We start from the raw sequence: 18,918 nt of genomic DNA on the forward strand, positions 1-18,918 counted from the left end.
TGTTTCGGGTGGCCGGTGCGTTCACGGCACAACCCGCATGGTGGCGTAATTCGACAAAGTTGAACCCACCGGAACAAGTGGGTCTGAAAAAATCCAAGGAGACGCTGAACAAGACGTCATCACTTGCATCCGCCTGCGCAGAAACAGTCGCAATGGGAAAAACCCATCAAGACAGCCAGCTTTCCGACCATGCGTTCCCCTGGAATCGTGTTCTGATAATGGGGTATCGTATATTGTATCCAAAATCCAGCAATTTGTTATACCCATCCCAAAGACGCAATTTGGTACGACAAACACCATCACCGCATACCCTGCGCTTCATCAGTCTGGGCCAAGCATCTCCACCTGCAAAACGCATCACCGCAGTACGATGCGGGTTCAGGAAAACCGGTCGGGTGAAAAAGCCTGAATATCGATGTGACGGCGTCGCCCCGCCATATCGTCCGCCACAAGCCGGGCCGTAGTGGCCGCCAATGTCAGCCCCAGCTGACCATGGCCAGTAGCAAAATGGACGTTATCCAGGCGATCGCTGCGTCCTATGATCGGTCTGGTGTCCGGGGTGAAGGGGCGGTACCCGATACGACGCTCGGCAGCTTCCGTTTTCAGACCAGGCAAGACGCGATGCGCCCGTCGGACAAGCACGTCGGCCCGATTCCAGTTCGGCTCTGCATCCAAACTGGCGAACTCGATTGTACCGGCAACGGCCAAAGCCCCGTCATAAGGGGTAACGCCAAACCCGCCTTTGGGGTAGAAGATCGTATGCTTCAGTTCCACGCCTGGATCTGACAATGCGGTTGAGTACCCCGCCACGCCCTCCAGCCGGATTGGCACACCAAGATCACGCGCCAAGCCTTTTGATCGCGCTCCCGCAGCCAAGACAACTTGATCAACAGATAACTCAGCTCCATCAGTGAGCTTAACTGAACGCACCTGTCGGCCCTCGCGGTCAAATCCCGCGGCCCCTGCCCGTTTGACTATGCCGCCACGTGTTAAAAACGTCTGGTGCAGGGCTTCGACCAGACGCTTGGGGTCGGTCACAAAGCTCCAATCCCGCAACAACGCTGCATGTTTGAAATCGGGTGCTATGGCGGGGTCAAGCTCATGGGCTTCGTGACCAGAAATTTCGTCAATAGTGCACCCAAGTTCGCGTGCAAGATCAAAGGCAGCCCCCATGGTCGCCTTGTCAGTGTCATCATCAAACAGCTTGATGATGGGGCGTTCCACCAGCATTTCAGGATGACCGATATCCCCCAACTGAGCCTTGAAATCCGCAGTAGCCGAGAATGTCAGCCGCGCAAGATCCGCCGCGATGGCACGCATCTTTGATGGGCGCGCATTCGCTGTGAAACGCGCAAACCAAGGCAACAATTTCAACGCTGAACTTGGACGCAACGATAAAGGTGCCTCACTGTCCAACAACCACCCAGGCACTTTCATCATCATGCCAGGCTGCGACAGCGGAACAACTTCACCTACGGCTATGCAGCCGCATGACGCCCAACTGGCCCCCTCACCGACGGTGTTAGGCTCAAGCACTGTCACCTGATGCCCCTCAGCCTGCAGCGCCAGTGCACAGGAAATACCGACGATACCGCCGCCGACAATCGCAACCTTTGCCATCTAAAAGCGGTCCTATTGCAAATCATGCAGTTGCGACAGCAACTCCGTGCTGACAACGACGCCCTGTTGCTGCGCAGTGGCGCGGTTTCTCAACCGCCCGTCACCCGGAACGCGGGCCGTACCGTTGCCTTCGATTTCGGCACAAATACGTTTGACGTAATCATCAAAACCCGGGTTCCCGAAGCGCGCGGGATCAATTGCGATCAGAGTGGACCCGCCTTTGATATTCAAGGCGCCATGCTCCACACGCTTGGCATTGTCGACCGATAGCGTTCCACCGGCGAGTGCTGCGCCCAGAACCTCGATCAGAAAGGCAATCGCGGCCCCTTTATGCTCACCAAAGGGTAACAGGCTGCGGGTTTCCAGAATGGCATCTGGATCGGCAGTGGGCTGACCATCCGGGGCCAGGCCCGCCGGACGCGGCAAATCATGCCCCTCTGCCGCCGCCATACGAATATCCATCAGAGCGACCATCGAGGACGCCTGATCCCAAACAACGGGCTCGGCCCCTTCGCGCGGGCAGGCGAAAGACATCGGATTGGTCCCGAAAACCGGGCGCACACCGCCCTGCGGCACCACCATCGACAGTGAGTTCACGACACCCAGCGCCACCAACCCCGCCTCGGCCAGCGGCTCGGTGTCAAAACGCAACGCTGCCAGGTGGTGGCAGTTGGCACAGGTGAACGAGGCAATGCCGTTTTCATGCGCCATCGCAATCAGCTCGTCCCGCGCCACGCCCGCAGCAAGCTGGTAATAGCCGTTGTCGCCATCCCCGCGCAAAACGCCGGGAGCGATACGCTCGACTTTGGGGGATGCCGCCGGATTGGCATATCCCGAGGTGAAACTTTGAACATAAACCGGCAACATGCGCAGCCCGTGACTGCGGGGACCGTCCCGTTCGGATCGGGTGACGATATCCGCCAGCACGGCGCTGCCACGCGCATCCACGCCTGCCGCCACAAGGACCGATCTGGCCAATTCCCTGACCTCTTCGAGTGAGAGCGTTTTCGTCGAGATTTCCGTCATCGAGGTGATCCTGTCCTTGTGTGGCGCAACGGGGCGCGCCAGCGCCCACGTCGGGGTTAACTGCTGTATTCCCGGCGCTTTTTGGCAACAAACTCGTCCAGCGCGCCGCGTTGATCGTCAGGCATCGGTGGCCGCACATAATTGTCCAACATCCGCCGAGCGGCTTCATTGCCAACAATCTCGGCCGTTTTCGATCCCTCTGCCTCCCACTGTTCAAAACTGTCATTGTTTTGCAAGAAGTTCATATGCATCGGGTTTTCGCGCGTGTGGTCCGTACCCAGGAAATGCCCTCCGGGGCCGATCTGGGCGATGTCGTCCAGCAACGAGTCCAGATTTTCGTCGTGAAGCCCGCTGAAAAAGCGGTGGAAGTTTTCAAGCTGCATCGTGTCCTGCACCCATTTCGAGTAGCTGACCCCCAACGCCCCTTCCAGAAAACCGGCTGAGTGCACGATATAGTTCGCCCCGCCTAGCAGCACCGGCCACATCGTGTTGGCGGTGTCAAAACCAGCCTGCATGTCGGGCGACTTTGACCCGGTCCACATAGTGCAGGTCCGCCACGGCACCTGATAGAACCGCGCCATCTGACCTACTAGCAGGTTCATCAGACCCGGTTCAGGCGACCCCATCATCGGCGCGCCCGTTTTCATCGACACACCCATGATCGCCACACCCAGAACCATTGGCGCGCCCCGCCGGATGATCTGGCTGTAAGCCATGCCCGCCAGTGATTCCGCTATCAGCAGCGCCACACCCCCCTGCGGGCTGGCCGGGGTCGAAGCCCCTGCCAGTACAAAGGGCGACAGCAGGCAAGGCTGGTTGGCTGCCGCGTAAACGCGCAGGCTTTCCAGCATGGTCTCATCCCAGACCAGTGGCGTGTTGCAGTTCAGCAGCGCGGCCATCACCACGTTATTGTCCACAAACTCTTCGCCAAACACGATCCGGGTCATGTCCACCGAGTCACGCGCCGCCTGTTCCGACAACACCGAACCCTTGATTGGCTTGTCGGTCAGAGTCAGCGCGGCATGCACAAGCTCAAGATGGCGCTGCGGAACCGGAACGTCCTGCGGTTCCACCGGCAATATGCCCGGAACCATCATCGACTGGCTCATCTGGCTCATCTTGAAAAAGTTCTGTGCATCCTCCAGCTGCGATGGACGACGCACACCGTCCAGATCATAGACAAATGGCGCGCCATAGGCGTTGGCAAACACCGAATGCTCATTGCCCACCCGCAAAGACCGCTCTGGGTTGCGTGCCGCATAAGACCATTCCGACGGCACCGACGAAATCAGGTCCATCAGCATATCGCGCCCGATACGGACGCGTTCGCCCTGCACGTTCGCGCCGAATTTTTTCCAGTCAGCCAATGCTACCGGATCGCGGAATTCAATGCCGGTGGTTTCCAAAATGGTCATGGCGGCATTGTGGATACGCTCGACCCCTTCGGGGCCCAGCAGATCGATCGGTCCAATCTTGCGGTTCAGGGTCGACAGATAAACGGGGGGTGGGTTGGTGCGGGCCTGAACGCGTGCCGCGCGCCCACCGCCACGGCCGGACCGTCCTCTTGCTTGTGCCATTTCAGCTCTCCTTCTCAGGCCCGCGCGCGTGCGCTGGAGGGGTCGACAGCGCAAATGTCGATCACCTCGGCATCGCGCATTTCATTGTGAACCATCACCTGCATTTTCGTGCCCGGCGTTGTCATGTCCTGTGGCACCAGGGCCATCGCGATGTCATGGTTGCAGTAATATGAGAACCCGCCCGAGGTGACGCGCCCGATCAACTTGCCATCGGCATAAACACCTTCATCAAACATCACCGAGGTCTCGCAGAACGGCAGTTTCAGCGTCACCAGCGTCCTGTAACCGCCCTCTTCCTTTTGCTTTTGCAGCGCAGCCTTGCCGATGAACTCCCGCTCGACCATCTCGCCATTGACCTTTTCGGTCATGGCAACAAAGCGACCCAGATCAGTTTCGTATGGCGTCATATCCTTGCAAATCTCGCGGTTGATCGCGCGATAGGATTTCTCAAGCCGCATGGACTCCAGCGCTTCCAGACCAAACGGCTTCACCCCAGCCTTCAGAAGCAGATCGACAAGATGGCGGTTGTAGCCGACGGGGTGGTGCAATTCCCAACCCAGTTCGCCGGTGTAAGAGACGCGCAGCAGATGCACGCCCTTGGCATACCCTACTTCACCCATCTGCGCCGACAACCACGGGAAGGCTTCGTTCGACAGGTTGTTGTCGGTCAGCGGTTGCAGGATCTCGCGTGCTTTTGGACCGGCCAGAGCAATCACGCCCAGCTGTTCCGAGATATCCTCCATCACGACCGAGCCATCCTTGGGCATCAGGCGCTGCAACTGGTCCCAGTTGTACGCCCGCCAATTCGGGGTCGAGATCAGATAGAAATCATCCTCGGCATACCGAACGATGGTGTATTCAGCATCCATGCCGCCTTTGTCGTTCAACATCAGCGACAGGGTCATGCGGCCAATTTTGGGCAGCTTGTTGGCCATCAGACCGTCCAGCCATTTCGCGGCACCGGGACCGCGCACGGTGAACTTGGTCATCGGCGACATTTCGATAAACCCGGCCTCTTCGCGGGTTGTGCGCACCTCGGCCTGCACCAGTTCCATATGGTTGGTGCGCCGGAAAGAGTGCTCGGGGATCGCCTCTTCGGGCGATTTGGCGAACCAGCGGGGGAACTCATACCCGTTGAAGCTGGTCCAGACCGCACCATGAGCGGTTAGCAGATCATAGGACCCCACAGTTTTCATCGGGCGCGCGTCCGGGAAATCCTCTCCTGGAATATGCGCGTCCATGTGGGTGCCCCAGGTCTCGCGCACCTTGTCCATGGTCCAGCGTTTCGAGGCGTAGTCCGAAAAGCGGCGCGGGTCGAGTTCGGACATGTCTATACCCGGATCGCCATTCACGATCCATTTCGCCAGGCGATTGCCGACTGTGCCACCCCACAGAATACCGCCCGGCATCCCCTCGGCCAGCCACAGGTTTTCGTGTCCCGGCGCAGGGCCCGCCAGTGGCAGCTCGTCCGGGGTCATCTGAAACGGACCGCGGGTGTTGGCCTTGATACCAACCTCGCCCAAGGTCGGCACCCGTTCGATGGCGCGTTCCCACTGGGTTTCTACCGCATCGAAATCCTCGGGTAGCAGATCGGCCCCGAAATCAGGCGGTACGCGGTCCTCGGCAAACAGCTTGAGGTCTTTGGTGAATTCATAAGGACCAAACTGAATGCCGCCCACATCCTCGCGTAGATATGCGCCATAATCCTCATCCCGCAGGATCGGGAACTCCGGCAGGCCCTGCGCGCGGCGTTCCTTCAGCAGCGGCACCGTCTCGGTCGTCCAGTACTGGTGCACGATTGGAATACAGGGCAGATCCAGCCCCACCCGCCGCGCGTTTTCGCGCGCATAGTTGCCGGTGGCAAAGATCAAATGCTTACAGGTGATTTCACCCTTGTCAGTTGTCACTTTCCAAAGACCGTTCTCCAGCTTTTCATAAGATTGCGCTTCTGTGTTCTGATAAACTTTCGCCCCTGCGTCACGCGCCAGTTTCGCCAGCGCCATGGTGATGTCAGCTGGGTTCACATAGCCGTCTTCGGTATGCAGAATACCTCCCCGGATATCTTCAGACTGGTTCAGCAGCGGGTGAACCTCGGCAACCTGTTCCGGGGTCAGCAGCCTGCATGGCACGCCAGCGGCTTCGGCAATCGAGATATACGACTGGAACTCGTCCCAGCGTTTTTCGGTGTTTGCAACGCGCAGCTGGCCGACTTTGCGCAGACCGACCGAGCTGCCCATCTTTACCTCGACTTCAGAATAGATGCGAATGGTTTCCATCGTCATCTTCGACACGTTGTGCGAGCGCACAAAAGTCACCAGCAGACCCGCCGCGTGCCAGGTTGAGCCCGAGGTCAACGTCGTCCGCTCCAGCATCACGGCATCGGTGCACCCATGTTCGGTCAGGCCGTACAGGATTGAGGCCCCGACACAGCCGCCCCCCACAACAACAACTTCGGCATGTGACTGCATTTGAATTCTCCTCTTCCGCTGCGCCGAAATCCCGGCCAACGTTGTTCCGCGGGGCGGACACTCGATTTGACCGGGACTCTGCGCAAAACGCGCTGCTTTGGGCAAATCCTTGCGCTCATGGGCCAAGATCGCAATTGCAAAAATATTCACTCTGGGCAAATTCAGCTAATGCCAATAATCCTGAAAAAGAGAAAATAACTTAAAACCACCAGATACAGGTCAGACTACCTTGCCCATTGGCCCATATGAACTTCCACCGCTCAGTTCACTGATCAGTTTCGAGGCCGCGGCCCGACATGTCAGCTTCAAACAGGCCGCAAGCGAACTGAACGTTACCCCCGCGGCCATCAGCCATCAGGTCAAAGCGTTGGAGGTCGAACTCAATTGCGCGTTGTTCCACCGCCACCACCGAGGGGTCGAACTCACCGAAAGCGGCGCCTATTTGCTGGTCTCTCTGCAACGCGGGTTTGAAGGGATCAGCGAAGCGCTCAGGCAGTTGCGATCGCAATATGATCGTTCTGGCGTCACGATTCGATCCAGTACAGCCGTCAGTTCGCTGTGGCTGACACCGCGCCTGGCGCGGTTCTGGAAGAGTTACGGGCATATCTCTGTCACGCAGGTCGTCACCGATCTGGGATACGACACGCAAAAGTGTGATATCAGTATCCGCTATGGTGACGCCTATCGGGAACGCGGCACGTGTCATGTTCTGTTCCGAGATCGGATCATGGCCTTGGCCAGCCCGCAGTTTGTTCGCCAAAACAAAATCGAACATTTACAGGATCTGGCCAACGTTCCGCTGATCCACCTGGATGCGCCGGGCACCGGCTGGACCGGCTGGCAGGAATGGGCCACCGGCTTGGGCTATTCGGGGTCGCTTAAATCCGGGCACAGGGTAAACAATTACACCATCGCCCTACAAGCCGCGCAGGATGACATGGGGGCTGTTTTGGGATGGGAAGGATTGACGGCCGGATTGGTCCGTACGGGAAAACTGTGCAAGCTCTTGCCGCAGACATTATCGGCTCCGCTGGATTTTTACGTGGTGCTTCACAACAGCTCTTCGGATCGCGCGGCTTTGGTTTACAAATGGCTGGCCGAAGATTCCGAGCCCGGCGCCGAATGATACATTAGACGCGCAGCCTTACAGTGCGCCCCATCTACTCGGCGGATTCCACACGAACCGTTCTAATACTGGGATCAACCCGGCTATAGGCTGCAAGCAAGCGTTGGCTCCACTTTTGCGAGATATAATCAGCCATGAACCGCGACGGCGCCATCAAGGTGACAGAGCCCCCTGCCCGATCGGTTTCGGACAGATGCTGAAACCAGCTGGCCCACAGTTCTGGATCACGCCCATGCAGAATTGATTGCACCTGTGTCCACGCATCCGCCTCGTCAGAAACGCTGGGACCGGGTTTCGCGGTGAATGGCACGATGTTTGTTTCCGGCTCAGGCTCGTCCGACATGCGTGCAAGAAAATCGGATCCAATGACCGGCCAGATGTCCTGTGTGTCGATCATGATCTGCTTGAGATCAATTTCATAAACAGCAACTCGTCCACGAGCTGCAGGTCTTTTGACCGCTATCCACCCTAATGCGCGAAATTTAGACATTTCGCGCTTTACTGTCCGTTCATTCACTGTCCACAGGCGTGCAATTTCCTCACGCCCAATCGACAATTCATTGCTCCGCCAGTTATACCGAGTCGTAATCAAGGCAATGATGCGCAGAATACTGCGTTGTCGATGTTTGTCTCCGGACAACGCGTGAACGGTTAGCGCAGAGAGTATATCGTATTTTATGGCCGCCGCATTCCGCCCGACCGGTTTCGCCAGCTGCATACCCGTTCTCACCGCTCTATCTGCCTCAGACGGGTTAACCCCGCCGTGTTCGCGCCGTTTGCCAACGCTTTTCGTCATCTTGGCCTAATTAGCGTCCAAACCTTCGATTCTGTCAAGAAGAGTCTGAATCCGGGCGAAAATTGCTGACCCTAAAATCAAAAAATGAAAAAGAATCTGGTGAATTACTGGTGAAGGGGGACATCCAGCTCGTCCCCTTATCGGGCCCTTATGTCCCCCTATATGTAGGTTTCTTGCCCTACGTGCCCCCGTAAATGCCGGGGCATGGGGGTATGAGATTCGCTGGGCGGCGTAGCCATGCACCCGAATCGATTTTGGCCCCTCAACGCCTTGTTTTCTTACCCGTGGGTAAGATTACAGTTTCATCATATTTTCTTTTGCGTAAAGTGCAAATCGGTCGTAAATAAGAAACGAACTGAATTTAACGTTCCAAACAATGAGACCTGAGGCATGTACACGCACGAAGACCTGAATGCATTGCGCAACCAATCCCTCAAGCTGCAGGGTTGGATTCGCCAGCAGACCTTTAGCCCTGAGATGGAGAAGACCCTCCGCCGATTTTCCAGCTGGGAGGTGTCCGAGCTGATCTTCCGGGTCAACCAGTCGACCTTTCGCGGCAAGCTGGCGGCAGATCCGTCCTTGCCGGGCGGAGAGGTGGAGCCCGACGGACGTCAGCGGTGGTTCAGCCTGGAAGAGGTGAACGAGCTGCGTCGACGCCTCAAGGTGAATCGAAAGTCCCTGATGCCCCCGCGCCCCGAGGGCAAGCGCGCTATTCGGGCCGCTGTCGCCAATTTCAAAGGTGGGGCCGGCAAATCGACCGTGGCGCTGCATCTTGCGCACGCTTCTGCTCTGGATGGGTATCGCGTCCTGGTGGTGGATTTTGACCCTCAGGCGACGCTGAGCCATTCGATGGGTTTGACAGACGTAACCGAGGATTACACGGTCTGGGGGATTATGGCGCGCGATCTTATCCGCGAAACGGAACGTATGAACAATCGGTCCGTAGCCGCCCAATCAGGAACCGCCCTGCCCCACCGGGAATTGCCGCCTGCAATTACGGATATGGGTCTGGGTGATCTTCGAATTGGCGACTTCATCAAAAAGACGTCGTGGTCGACCATTGATGCCATTCCGTCTTGTGCCAACGCAGCCTTCGTCGAATTTGCCTCGGCGCAGTATCGACACCTTAACCCCGAGTGGTCGTTTTTTGCGGCCGTGTCCCGGTATCTGGATCAAATTCCGGATGATGCTTATGATCTGATCATTTTCGATTGTCCTCCGGCCATTGGGTATCAGTCCATGAATGCGGTGTTTGCCGCCGACATGCTTTATGTCCCGTCAGGCCCCGGATATTGGGAATACGATTCCACCACGTCCTTTATTGGTCAGCTGGCCGAAGCGTTGGAGGATCTTGCTTACGGTTTCGATAAAACCTTACCCACGGGTAAGATCGGGCTGCCAAAGACATTTTGCGAGTTGAGGTTCTTGCTGACGCGCTACGAGCCCGGCAACGCCCTGCACTTCGCGATGTTTGAGGCGTTCAAGAAAGTCTTCGGCGCGCACGTCGCAGAACATCCGGTTGAGATGACCCGCGCAGTTGAACAGTCCGGACGCTTCCTCAGTTCAGTTTACGAAATGGATTATCGTGAAATGACGCGGGAAACCTGGCGTCGCGCCCGTTCGACTTTTGACAATGTATATGAGGAATTCCGGGACGTCATGCTGTCGGCCTGGGACAAGCTGGAGGATGACGCATGAGCCGCAAGCGCAGAATGTTCGATATCGACATACCGGCAATGGACGACATTCCTGTCGGCAAAGTTCCGGACAAGGTCCTTGAGAAACGGCGTGGCCCTATGGCGGCCGCAATTTCTGAAAACGCCGACGCGCTCCGGGATCAACAATCGACTGAGCAAACCATTCGCGCAGAAAACGACCGCCTTGCGCATGAGCTGGTTAGATTGCGGAACGAGGGTTTGGTGACGGAACACGTGGTTTTAGCAGATGTTCTGTCCGAAAAACTGACGCGAGATCGCAAGCCAGGACCAGATCCTGAATTGGATGAGCTCAAGGCCTCCATTCGGGAAATCGGGTTGTCCAACCCAATCCGGCTTGAGCGTCGGGCGGACGGCCGGTTTGAACTGATTCAAGGTATGCGCCGTTTGTCGGCTTATCAGGCGTTGTATGAAGAAACCGGAGAAGAGGCATACGCCAGAATCCCGGCAGGTATTTCCGAGGCCAGTGATCTCGACAACAGCTATCGTCGCATGGTGGATGAAAACCTGATCCGTAAGGATATCTCTTTCGCGGAAATGGGTGCTCTGGCCCGGGCTTATGCTGACGATCCGGCAAATGATTGCCCGGATGTGGACAAGGCGGTTTCAACGTTGTTCAAGTCAGCCAGTTACACCAAGCGCAGCTATATTCGGTCTTTTGCCAGTTTGCTGATGATGCTGGACAAGGTACTGATGCATCCCAATGGCATTCCGCGTAACGTTGGTGTGGAATTAAAGCGTAAGTTCGACGCGACGCCTGGGCTAGTGCGGCGGGTAAGCGATACTCTGATGAGTGAGCCGGATCGAGATGGTGCCCGGGAAGTTGAGATCCTCAGATCTTTTCTGAACGAGCAAGAGAGCAGGGCTCCGAAAAAAACCGCTTCAGATTCTGGCAGCAAGCCACGCCGGGCAAAGACAACGTTTCAGGTGTCCGGAAGGGCAGGGATCGCAAAATGCTCGGCTTCAAGCGGGCGGCTTGATCTGAGGTACGATCTCGACTTTACCCGGGTTGATCGGAACACGTTGGAAGAGGCGATTGCAGCGTTTATTGACGCTCTGCCCGAGGAAGATGATCTTACCCACGGGTAAGGTTTTTTTGACAGGATATTTGAACGGGCGCGGGTAGCACATCCGCGCCCGTTTCTATTCCCGACGTTGAAATTCACATTCTCACTCCGCACAGCGTGGTTAATAAAGATGCCGTCTGTTGAAGCCATCTCTGACGCGGTTCATTGAGGCCGCGTGGTCCTTTTGAGATGCTCCGCATTTGAACAGAGAGCATGAAAACTATCGCGTGTTCACAGGCCAATTCTCGAAGGCCCCGATGGCGTGGGTCCGCATCAGTGAATTGCGAAGTGTTCAGACATCTGCGCGGATTTTTCTTTGAAGAGTACTCTTGCGAGACCCAAACATGTCATTCGAGAAGGTGCTATGCGCTGCGTCTTACCTTCTTCAGGCCCACAACGCGGCTCGCGGTTCTTCTTTGAGCGGAGAATGCCAGCAGGGCAGGGCGGGCATATTTTGCCTAGCATGTTCGAGCGCATTTGGCTTGTGGGGCGGATGCGCGGAATTGGGCAAAAAAATCACCGTAGGACTATATCTGAACAAGTGTGCAAAAAACCAAAAAAATGACCATTAAATACAATTCACTTGGATTTGTCGCAAACATTTTGTCTGGATTGAAGGGCCCGCAGGTTCCGACGTGGGGTTCTGTTGCAAAGATTTGAGCCTGTTGAGTTGTTTCAGCAATTCGCAGAACTGGCCTCATAACTCCACTGCGTTCGCCTAAACACGTCATCGTTCTCAAAAGAGTGCAACAGAACCACCTTTCAGAACTGTCTGTTGATACGCTCCAGAGCGGCCCCCAACTGCTGGACAAATTCACTTGCCAGGGCCGACGGGGGGCGATGCGCGGGTTGCATGATTGAAACGTTTAGAACGACATGGGGACGAAACGCCCGGAAGACGACGGGCCTGGGCTCGGGCTGCATGTTGACGTATCCAGCAGCAGTAATCGGGTCGCAGATACAGTAGCAAAGCCCTTTTTCCACAAGGGTCAATGCTGGGTTGAAAGTCCTAAGTTCGAACCGTTGTTCGAAACGAGCTTTTTGACTCTCGAATGCCCTCTGGGTCGCGACCAGGTTAGGATGTCCTTCTTGCAGCCCGGCCATTGGTTGGCCCGACAGATGACCAGCTTCGACTGCGTTCAACTCGGCCAGTGGATCGCCCTTTGGGATCGCGCACACGCATCTCATGTCGAAATCGACGGTATCAATCGCTGCTGTGGGTTTCGGGGTTTCGCCTAATCCGATGTCATATTGCTGAGAGGCAACCCATTCCTCGATCACTGGTGACGCACGCATCATCAAAGAAGCGCGTACATCTGGTTTGTCCAACAGGAATTCGCTCAGAAGCTGTGGCATCAAAAGACTGCTGGCCGCCGGCATGCAGGCTATGTTCAGACGCCCCTTTGTCAGGGCCCCAATTTCGCGCATTGTCCGGGTTGAAAGCGACAGCCGATCCAGAACGGCTTCAGCCTCGGTGATGAAGTACTGGGCTTCGGGGGTAGGGGCCATTTTACCGCGTTGCCGGCGGAACAGGGCGATGTCCAACTCGGCCTCGAGATTGGCAATCAGCGCGCTGACGGCAGGTTGGGTCCGTCCGAGGATTCGGGCGGCTTCAGACACGGAACCTGTCCGCATGACTTCGCGAAAAGCCTGCAATTGGCGAAAACTGAGATTCATGCGCTGTTGTTAATCCTCAATTTTTCAACAAGTCATAAAGAAACTTTATTCAACAATCAATTTAATCGTTTTGACTTAATGCCCCGAGCTCGTGATCTTCCTCACCACGAATGCACCGCCTGCATTCGTCATGTGGGAGGGGAAAATGACGCGCTTTGCAAGTGTCCTGCTGACAGTGCTGATCTGCCTGGTTGCTCTTGGGCAATTCGTGCAAGTGATCACGCGCTATGTGCTGGAAATTCCGGTTATGGGGCTGGAGGAGAGCCTGCTTTATCCCACCCTGTGGCTATACATGTTGGGGGCGGTCAACGCTTCGCGTGAAAACACACATATTCGCGCCAATGTGCTGGAAATCTTTCTGTCTACCGAACGTCAGCATCAGGTTCTTGCGGTCATAGGTGAGGTCATCAGCTTGATCGTTGGTATCTGGCTGACAACCTGGGCATGGGATTTCACCAAATACTCAATGCGTGTCTGGCGCGAAAGCCCGACGCTGTATCTGCCGACTTTCTATGTAGATGTCGCTTTGTTTGCCGGGTTGGTCCTGATGATGATCTTCACGGCCAGGCATCTGCTGATGCATCTGCGCGCCTTGTTTTCCCCCATTCCTGAACCCGCCGTTGAAGGAGGTCTGAAATGATCGAGATCGCGCTTTTTGCCGTACTGGTTTTGGTCATTCTGCTGACTTTGGGCGTTCCGCTGCCTTATTGTTTCGGTGCCGGTCTGATGGTGATGTATTTCGCCGGTAACGTGGTCATGAAGGGCAACATGCTGTGGGGGTTCCAGCAGCTTGGAAACCCTGTGCTGCTGGCCATTCCGCTGTTTGTTCTGGCCGGAACGATCATGTCCGTATCCGGCATAGCGGCAAGTCTTTTGAATTTTGTCAATATCTTCATCGGCCACCTTAGAGGCGGGCTGGGCGTTGTCGCCACCGTGTCCTGCGCGCTTATCGGAGCGATCTCGGGCTCGGGCCTGACCGGTGTCGCAGCGATTGGTCCGTTGCTGATCCCAGAGATGGAGAAGCAAGGTTATCCTCGCGAATACGCAACGGCGCTGATCGCAAATGCTTCGCTTCTGGGTCTGCTGATCCCACCCTCGGTCACCATGATTGTCTATGGCTGGGTGACAGATACGTCGATCCTGGCCTGTTTTCTGGCGACGCTTGGGCCCGGCCTGCTGATCATGGCCAGCTTTTCTGCGGTCAACATCCGTATGGCCCGCAGGTTCCCCTTGAAACTGAACGAACCCCTCAAAGGCGCGGCCTTCATGTCCGAGGCAACCCAGCGCGGTTTCAAGGCCACGCCCGCCCTTCTGATGCCGGTGATCATTCTGGGCGGCATTTACGGTGGCATCATGACCCCGACTGAGGCCGCCGCCGTGGCGGTGATCTATGCGATCCCGGTCGGGTTCCTGATCTACAAAGGACTGGACGTTCGCACCTTCTTAGGTGCGGGTAGAGAGGCCGCCACGTCGGTCGGGGCGATCATGCTGATGATCCTCTTCTCGATGATCCTGTCTCAGATGTTTGTACTGGAAAGCATTCCACAAGCCATCGTGCAGGCGATCTTTTCAGTGACCGAAAACAAGGCACTGCTGCTGGTACTGATCAACATCCTGCTGTTCCTGGTAGGGATGGTCGTCAATGACGTCACTGCCATTATCCTGATTGCGCCACTGCTGTTGCCTCTGATGCAGGCGATCGGGGTCAGCCCGATCCAGTTTGCCGCGATCATGGGCGTCAACACCGCAATGGGAGGTGTGACCCCCCCTTATGCCTCGATCCTGTATCTGGGTGCACGCATTGGGCAGGTGCCGGTCACCAAGGTGATCCGCCCCGCCATGACCCTGATCCTGCTCGGCTATCTGCCCGTGGTGTTCCTGACCAGCTTCTGGCCGGACCTGTCAATGTGGCTGCCCCGCTTCTTTGGCTACTAAGCCACCCACTTCATCACTCACGGAGGAGACTTATCCATGATGAACTTTCTGAAATCCACCTGTATGGCCGCTGCCGTTGTGGCAACCGCCGGTATCGCTGCCGCGGATACGCTGAAGATCAGCCATATCCGTCCTCAGGGCGCAACAATCGACAACGAGTTGCGCGCCTTCGCAGAAGAGCTGAACACCGTCACGGATGGCTCGGTTGAATTGAACCTGTTCCCAGCTTCGGCGCTGGGGGACTATACCTCGGTGCAAGAGCGCATCTCAGTTGGCGCCATCGACATGGCCGTTCAGCCCGCAGCCACGGCCGTTGATCGCCGCATGCAGATCTCGGCGTTTCCCTATGTGGCGGCGAACTGGGAAGAGGCAAAAAAGATCTACGGACCGGGCGGTGCAATCCACGGCGCGATGAAAGATCTCTACGCCAAGCAGGACATCACCATGCTGGCAGCCTATCCGGTATACTTCGGCGGCGTGGCACTGAACACCGACGCTGTGAACCCAGGCGATCCAACCTCAGCCAAGGGCATCAAGGTCCGCGTGCCGGGCATCAAGAGCTTTCAGCTGACCGCCGACGCATTGGGCTATATCTCGTCGCCTATCCCGTTTTCGGAAGCGTTTACAGCGGTGCAGACTGGTGTGGTTGACGGTGTCGTCGGATCGGGTGCCGAGGGGTACTATGCCTCATTCCGCGATGTGACCACGGCTTATGTTCCAGTCAATACGCATTTTGAAGTTTGGTACATGATCATCAACTCGGGCACGTTGGCTGACATGAGCGACGAAGATCGCGCAGCGCTGGAAACGGCAGCGATGGAGTTCGAGGTCAAGCGCTGGGAAACTGCCGAAGCTGATCAGAGCACGTTTGAACAAAAGCTGGCCGACAACGGGGCCACGATCGTTTCGCTGACCGACGAAGAGCTTGCCGCCACTGCAGCCCATGTGCGCGCTCAGGTCTGGCCGCAGGTCCTGCAGGACGTTGGTCAGGAATGGGGGCAGGGGATTCTCGATCAGATCGGCGAATAACCCTGAACCTGGGCAAGGCGTGCTCCTCCCTGCGCCTTGCCCTGCTTTTCGACGGAGATGCTCTAATGTTCAGATCCTTGCAGTATGACGACCGTGACCAGGTGACGCTGACCATAAATGGTTGGGAAGTCGCCGCGCGCGAGGGTCAGACCGTGTGGTCCGCCATGGCGGTAAACGGTCAGGTCGAAACCCGGAGAGCGGCACTGTCAGGCGATGCGCGCAGCGCGTATTGCGCGATGGGCGTCTGTTTCGAATGTATGGTGGAGATCGACGGTCTTCCGAACCAACAGGCCTGCCTGAGGCGAGTGTCTGAGGGTATGAACGTCACCACTCAGCGTATTACAGAAGAGTCAGAGGCGGACGATGCAGGCCTTTGACTGTGCGATTGTCGGCGCAGGTCCGGCAGGTATGTGCGCCGCCATAGAACTGGCGCGGGCAGGCGTTCAGGTGGCTGTTCTGGATCGCGCGCCAAGGGCAGGCGGGCAGATATACCGTTCGGCCGCAAACAGCCCGGTTCCGGATGTCGCCGCCCTCGGCGCGGACTATGCCGCCGGAGCGGCCCTGATTTCCGAGTTCGAACAGGTCAACCTGACGCATTTCACCGGCGCGGATGCATGGCATTTGGGCGATGACGGACGCATCCTGTTTTCTCACGAAGGCAACACACAAGAATTGCGCTGCCGAGAAATGCTGTTGTGTCCCGGAGCGATGGAACGACCGATGCCGATCCCCGGGTGGACTTTGCCCGGCGTCATGACCGCCGGAGCGGCGCAGGTGATGCTGAAGTCAGATGCAATCGTGGCCGAGGGTGCCATCTTCGCGGGTTCAGGCCCGTTGCTCTATCTGATCGTGGCACAGTACCTGCGTCTAGGAGTGCCGGTGACGGCATTGGTCGATACCACGCCTCGGCAGCACTACCTTGATGCTGCGCCGCATCTGCTCCGGGCACTACGACACTCAGGTCAATTGCGCAAAGGCCTGGCATTGCTGCGAGAGATCCGCACTTCAGGTGTTGCGATCCACTCCGTCGCCGAGCGGTTGAAGGTGGTCGGTGACAATAAGGCTGAAGGGCTCAGGTTCGTTGCGGCAGGCAGGCAGCACGAAATTACCGCCGACACTGTATTTCTGCACCACGGTGTGCAACCCAATCTGAACATGACGCGGGCGATGGATCTGGATCACCAGTGGAATTCCGAACAGATGTGTTGGCAGGTTTCAGCGGATGATTTCGGGCAAAGTTCGATTGAGCACGTGTCAGTGGCCGGCGATGGTGCAGGCATTGTCGGTGCCGATGGCGCACGTGCCGAGGGTCGTCTGGCTGCATTGAATATTTTGCGCCGTCTTGGCCATCTTTCGCGGGCCGAGCGAGATCAAAAGGCGGTTAAAGATCTGTCCGTTTTATCGTCGATAAAATCGTTTCGGCGTTTCATTGATTGTCTCTATCGCCCGACCGATGCATTGCGACTGCCGCGTGACCCGGAAACGCTAGTCTGCCGTTGCGAAGAGCAGTCTCTGGACGATTTGCGAAAAGGGTTCGACCAGGGTGCGCAGGACCCGAACACCCTGAAGGCCCTGACGCGGTGCGGAATGGGTCCATGTCAGGGTCGGCAATGTGGCCATGTGGTGGCCGGACTATTGGCGCAGTGGCGCGATGAGCACCCCGAAACGATTGGTTACTATCGGTTGCGCAGCCCTCAGCGCTTGCTGACGCTGGACGAATTAAGTCGGTACCACACAGTACAGGTGGAAGCTGCGGAATGAAGGCGGATGTTTTGGTCATCGGCGGCGGGATACAGGGCTGCGCCACGGCATTCCATCTGGCGCGTCAGGGAGTATCCGTGATCGTGGTCGAGAAAGACTATGCCGGGCGTCATGCATCGGGTGTCAACGCTGGCGGCGTGCGTCTTTTGGGGCGCGATATGGCCGAAGTGCCGCTGTCTAAAACATCAATGGAGATGTGGCAGACTCTGGATGACGACTTAGGGCACGACACGGGTTTTCGTCGTCATTCCCTGATCAATATTGCTGTGGATGATGCGGATCTGGGCGCGCTACAGGTGCGTGAGGACAAGATGCGCGCGGCGGGATACACGCACGAGCGTATTATTGACCGGTCCGAATTGATGGATCGTCTGCCACATGTAAATCCCGATTGTGTGGGCGGCGTGATCTCGGATTTGGATGGTTATGCGATCCCTTATAAGGCCACGGCGGCCTTTCGCAGAGCGGCTGAAGACTTAGGCGCACAAGTGGTTGAAAGCGAAGAGGTTCTGGGGCTCAGACGGATCGGAAATGTATGGCTGGCGCAAGGTCGGCAACACCGCTACGAGGCCGAAACCGTCGTCAATTGTGCGGGTGCCTGGGCGGACCGGATCGCGTTATTGATCGGAGACAACGTGCCGCTCAGCCACGCGGCACCGATGCTGATGATCACGGCCCGGATGCCGCATTTCGCCAAGCCGGTTGTTGGTGCGGTCAGTCGCCAGCTCAGTTTTAAGCAATTCGAGAATGGCACGGTCCTGATCGGTGGCGGTGCCAAAGGTTTTGCAGATCGCGCCAACAATCGTACCCGGTTGGATTATTCGAAACTTGCTGCCGCCTGCCGGACCACAGCAGAGTTCTTTCCGATCATGCACAAGGCCAGCATCAACCGGATGTGGGCAGGGCTTGAGGCATATATGCCGGACAATCTGCCAGTCCTTGGTCCGGCTGTGAATGCTGCCCGTGCCTTTCACGCATTCGGCTTTTCGGCGCACGGTTTTCAGATGGCCCCCGTGGTCGGTCAGGTCCTGGCCGATTTGGTCACCGGCGGGCATAGCCGTTTCAATTTATCGCCATTCCGTATCGATCGCTTTGACCGCAAGGTCCTCTAACAGGAGACT

The 18,918-nt window shown here is 57.0% G+C and carries 15 protein-coding genes; 9 read left to right on the top strand and 6 right to left on the bottom strand.

The genetic code is table 11. The annotated features are described in order from the left end of the window. Positions 1–378: 378 nt before the first annotated feature. The 4 genes from ALB80_RS12510 to ALB80_RS12525 are packed head-to-tail and all read right to left on the bottom strand — an operon-like array spanning position 379 to position 6,691. Complete coding sequence (locus ALB80_RS12510) at positions 379–1,620, bottom strand: FAD-binding oxidoreductase (RefSeq protein WP_050604408.1); 1,242 nt, start codon at positions 1,618–1,620, stop codon at positions 379–381. A 12-nt stretch (positions 1,621–1,632) separates the two neighbouring features. Then, the gene (locus ALB80_RS12515; protein ID WP_083445292.1) at positions 1,633–2,646 is read right to left on the bottom strand and encodes an Ldh family oxidoreductase; all 1,014 of its coding nucleotides are present in this window, start codon (positions 2,644–2,646) and stop codon (positions 1,633–1,635) included. A 56-nt stretch (positions 2,647–2,702) separates the two neighbouring features. Next, on the bottom strand, positions 2,703–4,223 hold the full coding sequence (locus tag ALB80_RS12520) for a trimethylamine methyltransferase family protein (RefSeq protein WP_050604409.1): 1,521 nt from the start codon (positions 4,221–4,223) through the stop codon (positions 2,703–2,705). Positions 4,224–4,237: 14 nt separating this feature from the next. Then, positions 4,238–6,691, bottom strand: coding sequence for an FAD-dependent oxidoreductase (locus ALB80_RS12525; RefSeq protein ID WP_050604410.1), 2,454 nt, complete (start codon positions 6,689–6,691; stop codon positions 4,238–4,240). Between the two features lie 229 nt (positions 6,692–6,920). Between ALB80_RS12525 and ALB80_RS12530 the strand changes: the two genes are divergently transcribed. Beyond that, positions 6,921–7,817: a LysR substrate-binding domain-containing protein gene (locus tag ALB80_RS12530; protein ID WP_050604411.1), complete on the top strand. Its 897-nt coding sequence runs from the start codon at positions 6,921–6,923 to the stop codon at positions 7,815–7,817. 34 nt (positions 7,818–7,851) lie between these two features. Here ALB80_RS12530 and ALB80_RS12535 read toward each other — a convergent pair whose 3' ends face one another. Continuing rightward, positions 7,852–8,535, bottom strand: coding sequence for a DnaA N-terminal domain-containing protein (locus tag ALB80_RS12535; protein ID WP_050604412.1), 684 nt, complete (start codon positions 8,533–8,535; stop codon positions 7,852–7,854). 468 nt (positions 8,536–9,003) lie between these two features. On the opposite strand from ALB80_RS12535, the gene ALB80_RS12540 reads away from it, so the two are divergent. Both ALB80_RS12540 and ALB80_RS12545 read left to right on the top strand, forming a co-directional pair. Continuing rightward, a complete protein-coding gene (locus ALB80_RS12540; protein ID WP_050604413.1) occupies positions 9,004–10,311 on the top strand; it encodes an AAA family ATPase in 1,308 nt (435 codons plus the stop codon). Then, entirely contained in the window at positions 10,308–11,417 is a 1,110-nt protein-coding gene (locus ALB80_RS12545; protein WP_050604414.1) for a ParB N-terminal domain-containing protein, read from the top strand. Before ALB80_RS12540 ends, ALB80_RS12545 begins: the two co-directional genes overlap by 4 nt. Positions 11,418–12,157: 740 nt before the next feature. Here the strand turns inward: ALB80_RS12545 and ALB80_RS12550 are convergent. Next, positions 12,158–13,072: a LysR family transcriptional regulator gene (locus ALB80_RS12550; protein WP_050604415.1), complete on the bottom strand. Its 915-nt coding sequence runs from the start codon at positions 13,070–13,072 to the stop codon at positions 12,158–12,160. Positions 13,073–13,217: 145 nt separating this feature from the next. Here ALB80_RS12550 and ALB80_RS12555 point away from each other — a divergent pair, with 145 nt between their 5' ends. The 6 genes from ALB80_RS12555 (at position 13,218) to ALB80_RS12580 (ending at position 18,909) form a co-directional block, all read left to right on the top strand. Next, positions 13,218–13,712 carry a TRAP transporter small permease gene (locus ALB80_RS12555; RefSeq protein WP_050604416.1) on the top strand — a complete coding sequence of 165 codons (495 nt, stop codon included), beginning with the start codon at positions 13,218–13,220 and terminating at the stop codon, positions 13,710–13,712. Then, on the top strand, positions 13,709–15,007 hold the full coding sequence (locus ALB80_RS12560) for a TRAP transporter large permease (protein ID WP_050604417.1): 1,299 nt from the start codon (positions 13,709–13,711) through the stop codon (positions 15,005–15,007). The genes ALB80_RS12555 and ALB80_RS12560 overlap by 4 nt, the downstream gene beginning before the upstream one ends. A 36-nt stretch (positions 15,008–15,043) precedes the next feature. Next, positions 15,044–16,036, top strand: a complete 993-nt coding sequence (dctP, locus tag ALB80_RS12565) for a TRAP transporter substrate-binding protein DctP (protein ID WP_050604418.1) — start codon at positions 15,044–15,046, stop codon at positions 16,034–16,036. 65 nt (positions 16,037–16,101) lie between these two features. Next, positions 16,102–16,413, top strand: a complete 312-nt coding sequence (locus ALB80_RS12570; protein ID WP_050604419.1) for a (2Fe-2S)-binding protein — start codon at positions 16,102–16,104, stop codon at positions 16,411–16,413. Next, a complete protein-coding gene (locus ALB80_RS12575) occupies positions 16,400–17,797 on the top strand; it encodes an FAD/NAD(P)-binding oxidoreductase (protein ID WP_050604420.1) in 1,398 nt (465 codons plus the stop codon). Before ALB80_RS12570 ends, ALB80_RS12575 begins: the two co-directional genes overlap by 14 nt. Then, positions 17,794–18,909, top strand: coding sequence for an FAD-binding oxidoreductase (locus ALB80_RS12580; protein ID WP_050604421.1), 1,116 nt, complete (start codon positions 17,794–17,796; stop codon positions 18,907–18,909). The genes ALB80_RS12575 and ALB80_RS12580 overlap by 4 nt, the downstream gene beginning before the upstream one ends. Positions 18,910–18,918 lie beyond the last annotated feature (9 nt).

This window comes from Ruegeria sp. 6PALISEP08, from assembly GCF_001238295.1.
Taxonomy (GTDB): domain Bacteria; phylum Pseudomonadota; class Alphaproteobacteria; order Rhodobacterales; family Rhodobacteraceae; genus Ruegeria.

Excerpts from the sequence above, each read along its gene's own strand:
- ALB80_RS12560 (WP_050604417.1), top strand. The coding sequence starts at position 13,709 with ATGATCGAGATCGCGCTTTTTGCCGTACTGGTTTTGGTCATTCTGCTG.
- ALB80_RS12515 (WP_083445292.1), bottom strand. The coding sequence starts at position 2,646 with ATGACGGAAATCTCGACGAAAACGCTCTCACTCGAAGAGGTCAGGGAA.
- ALB80_RS12520 (WP_050604409.1), bottom strand. The coding sequence starts at position 4,223 with ATGGCACAAGCAAGAGGACGGTCCGGCCGTGGCGGTGGGCGCGCGGCA.
- ALB80_RS12575 (WP_050604420.1), top strand. The coding sequence starts at position 16,400 with ATGCAGGCCTTTGACTGTGCGATTGTCGGCGCAGGTCCGGCAGGTATG.
- ALB80_RS12545 (WP_050604414.1), top strand. The coding sequence starts at position 10,308 with ATGAGCCGCAAGCGCAGAATGTTCGATATCGACATACCGGCAATGGAC.
- ALB80_RS12570 (WP_050604419.1), top strand. The coding sequence starts at position 16,102 with ATGTTCAGATCCTTGCAGTATGACGACCGTGACCAGGTGACGCTGACC.
- dctP (WP_050604418.1), top strand. The coding sequence starts at position 15,044 with ATGATGAACTTTCTGAAATCCACCTGTATGGCCGCTGCCGTTGTGGCA.
- ALB80_RS12550 (WP_050604415.1), bottom strand. The coding sequence starts at position 13,072 with ATGAATCTCAGTTTTCGCCAATTGCAGGCTTTTCGCGAAGTCATGCGG.
- ALB80_RS12580 (WP_050604421.1), top strand. The coding sequence starts at position 17,794 with ATGAAGGCGGATGTTTTGGTCATCGGCGGCGGGATACAGGGCTGCGCC.
- ALB80_RS12535 (WP_050604412.1), bottom strand. The coding sequence starts at position 8,535 with ATGCAGCTGGCGAAACCGGTCGGGCGGAATGCGGCGGCCATAAAATAC.
- ALB80_RS12525 (WP_050604410.1), bottom strand. The coding sequence starts at position 6,691 with ATGCAGTCACATGCCGAAGTTGTTGTTGTGGGGGGCGGCTGTGTCGGG.
- ALB80_RS12510 (WP_050604408.1), bottom strand. The coding sequence starts at position 1,620 with ATGGCAAAGGTTGCGATTGTCGGCGGCGGTATCGTCGGTATTTCCTGT.
- ALB80_RS12540 (WP_050604413.1), top strand. The coding sequence starts at position 9,004 with ATGTACACGCACGAAGACCTGAATGCATTGCGCAACCAATCCCTCAAG.
- ALB80_RS12555 (WP_050604416.1), top strand. The coding sequence starts at position 13,218 with ATGACGCGCTTTGCAAGTGTCCTGCTGACAGTGCTGATCTGCCTGGTT.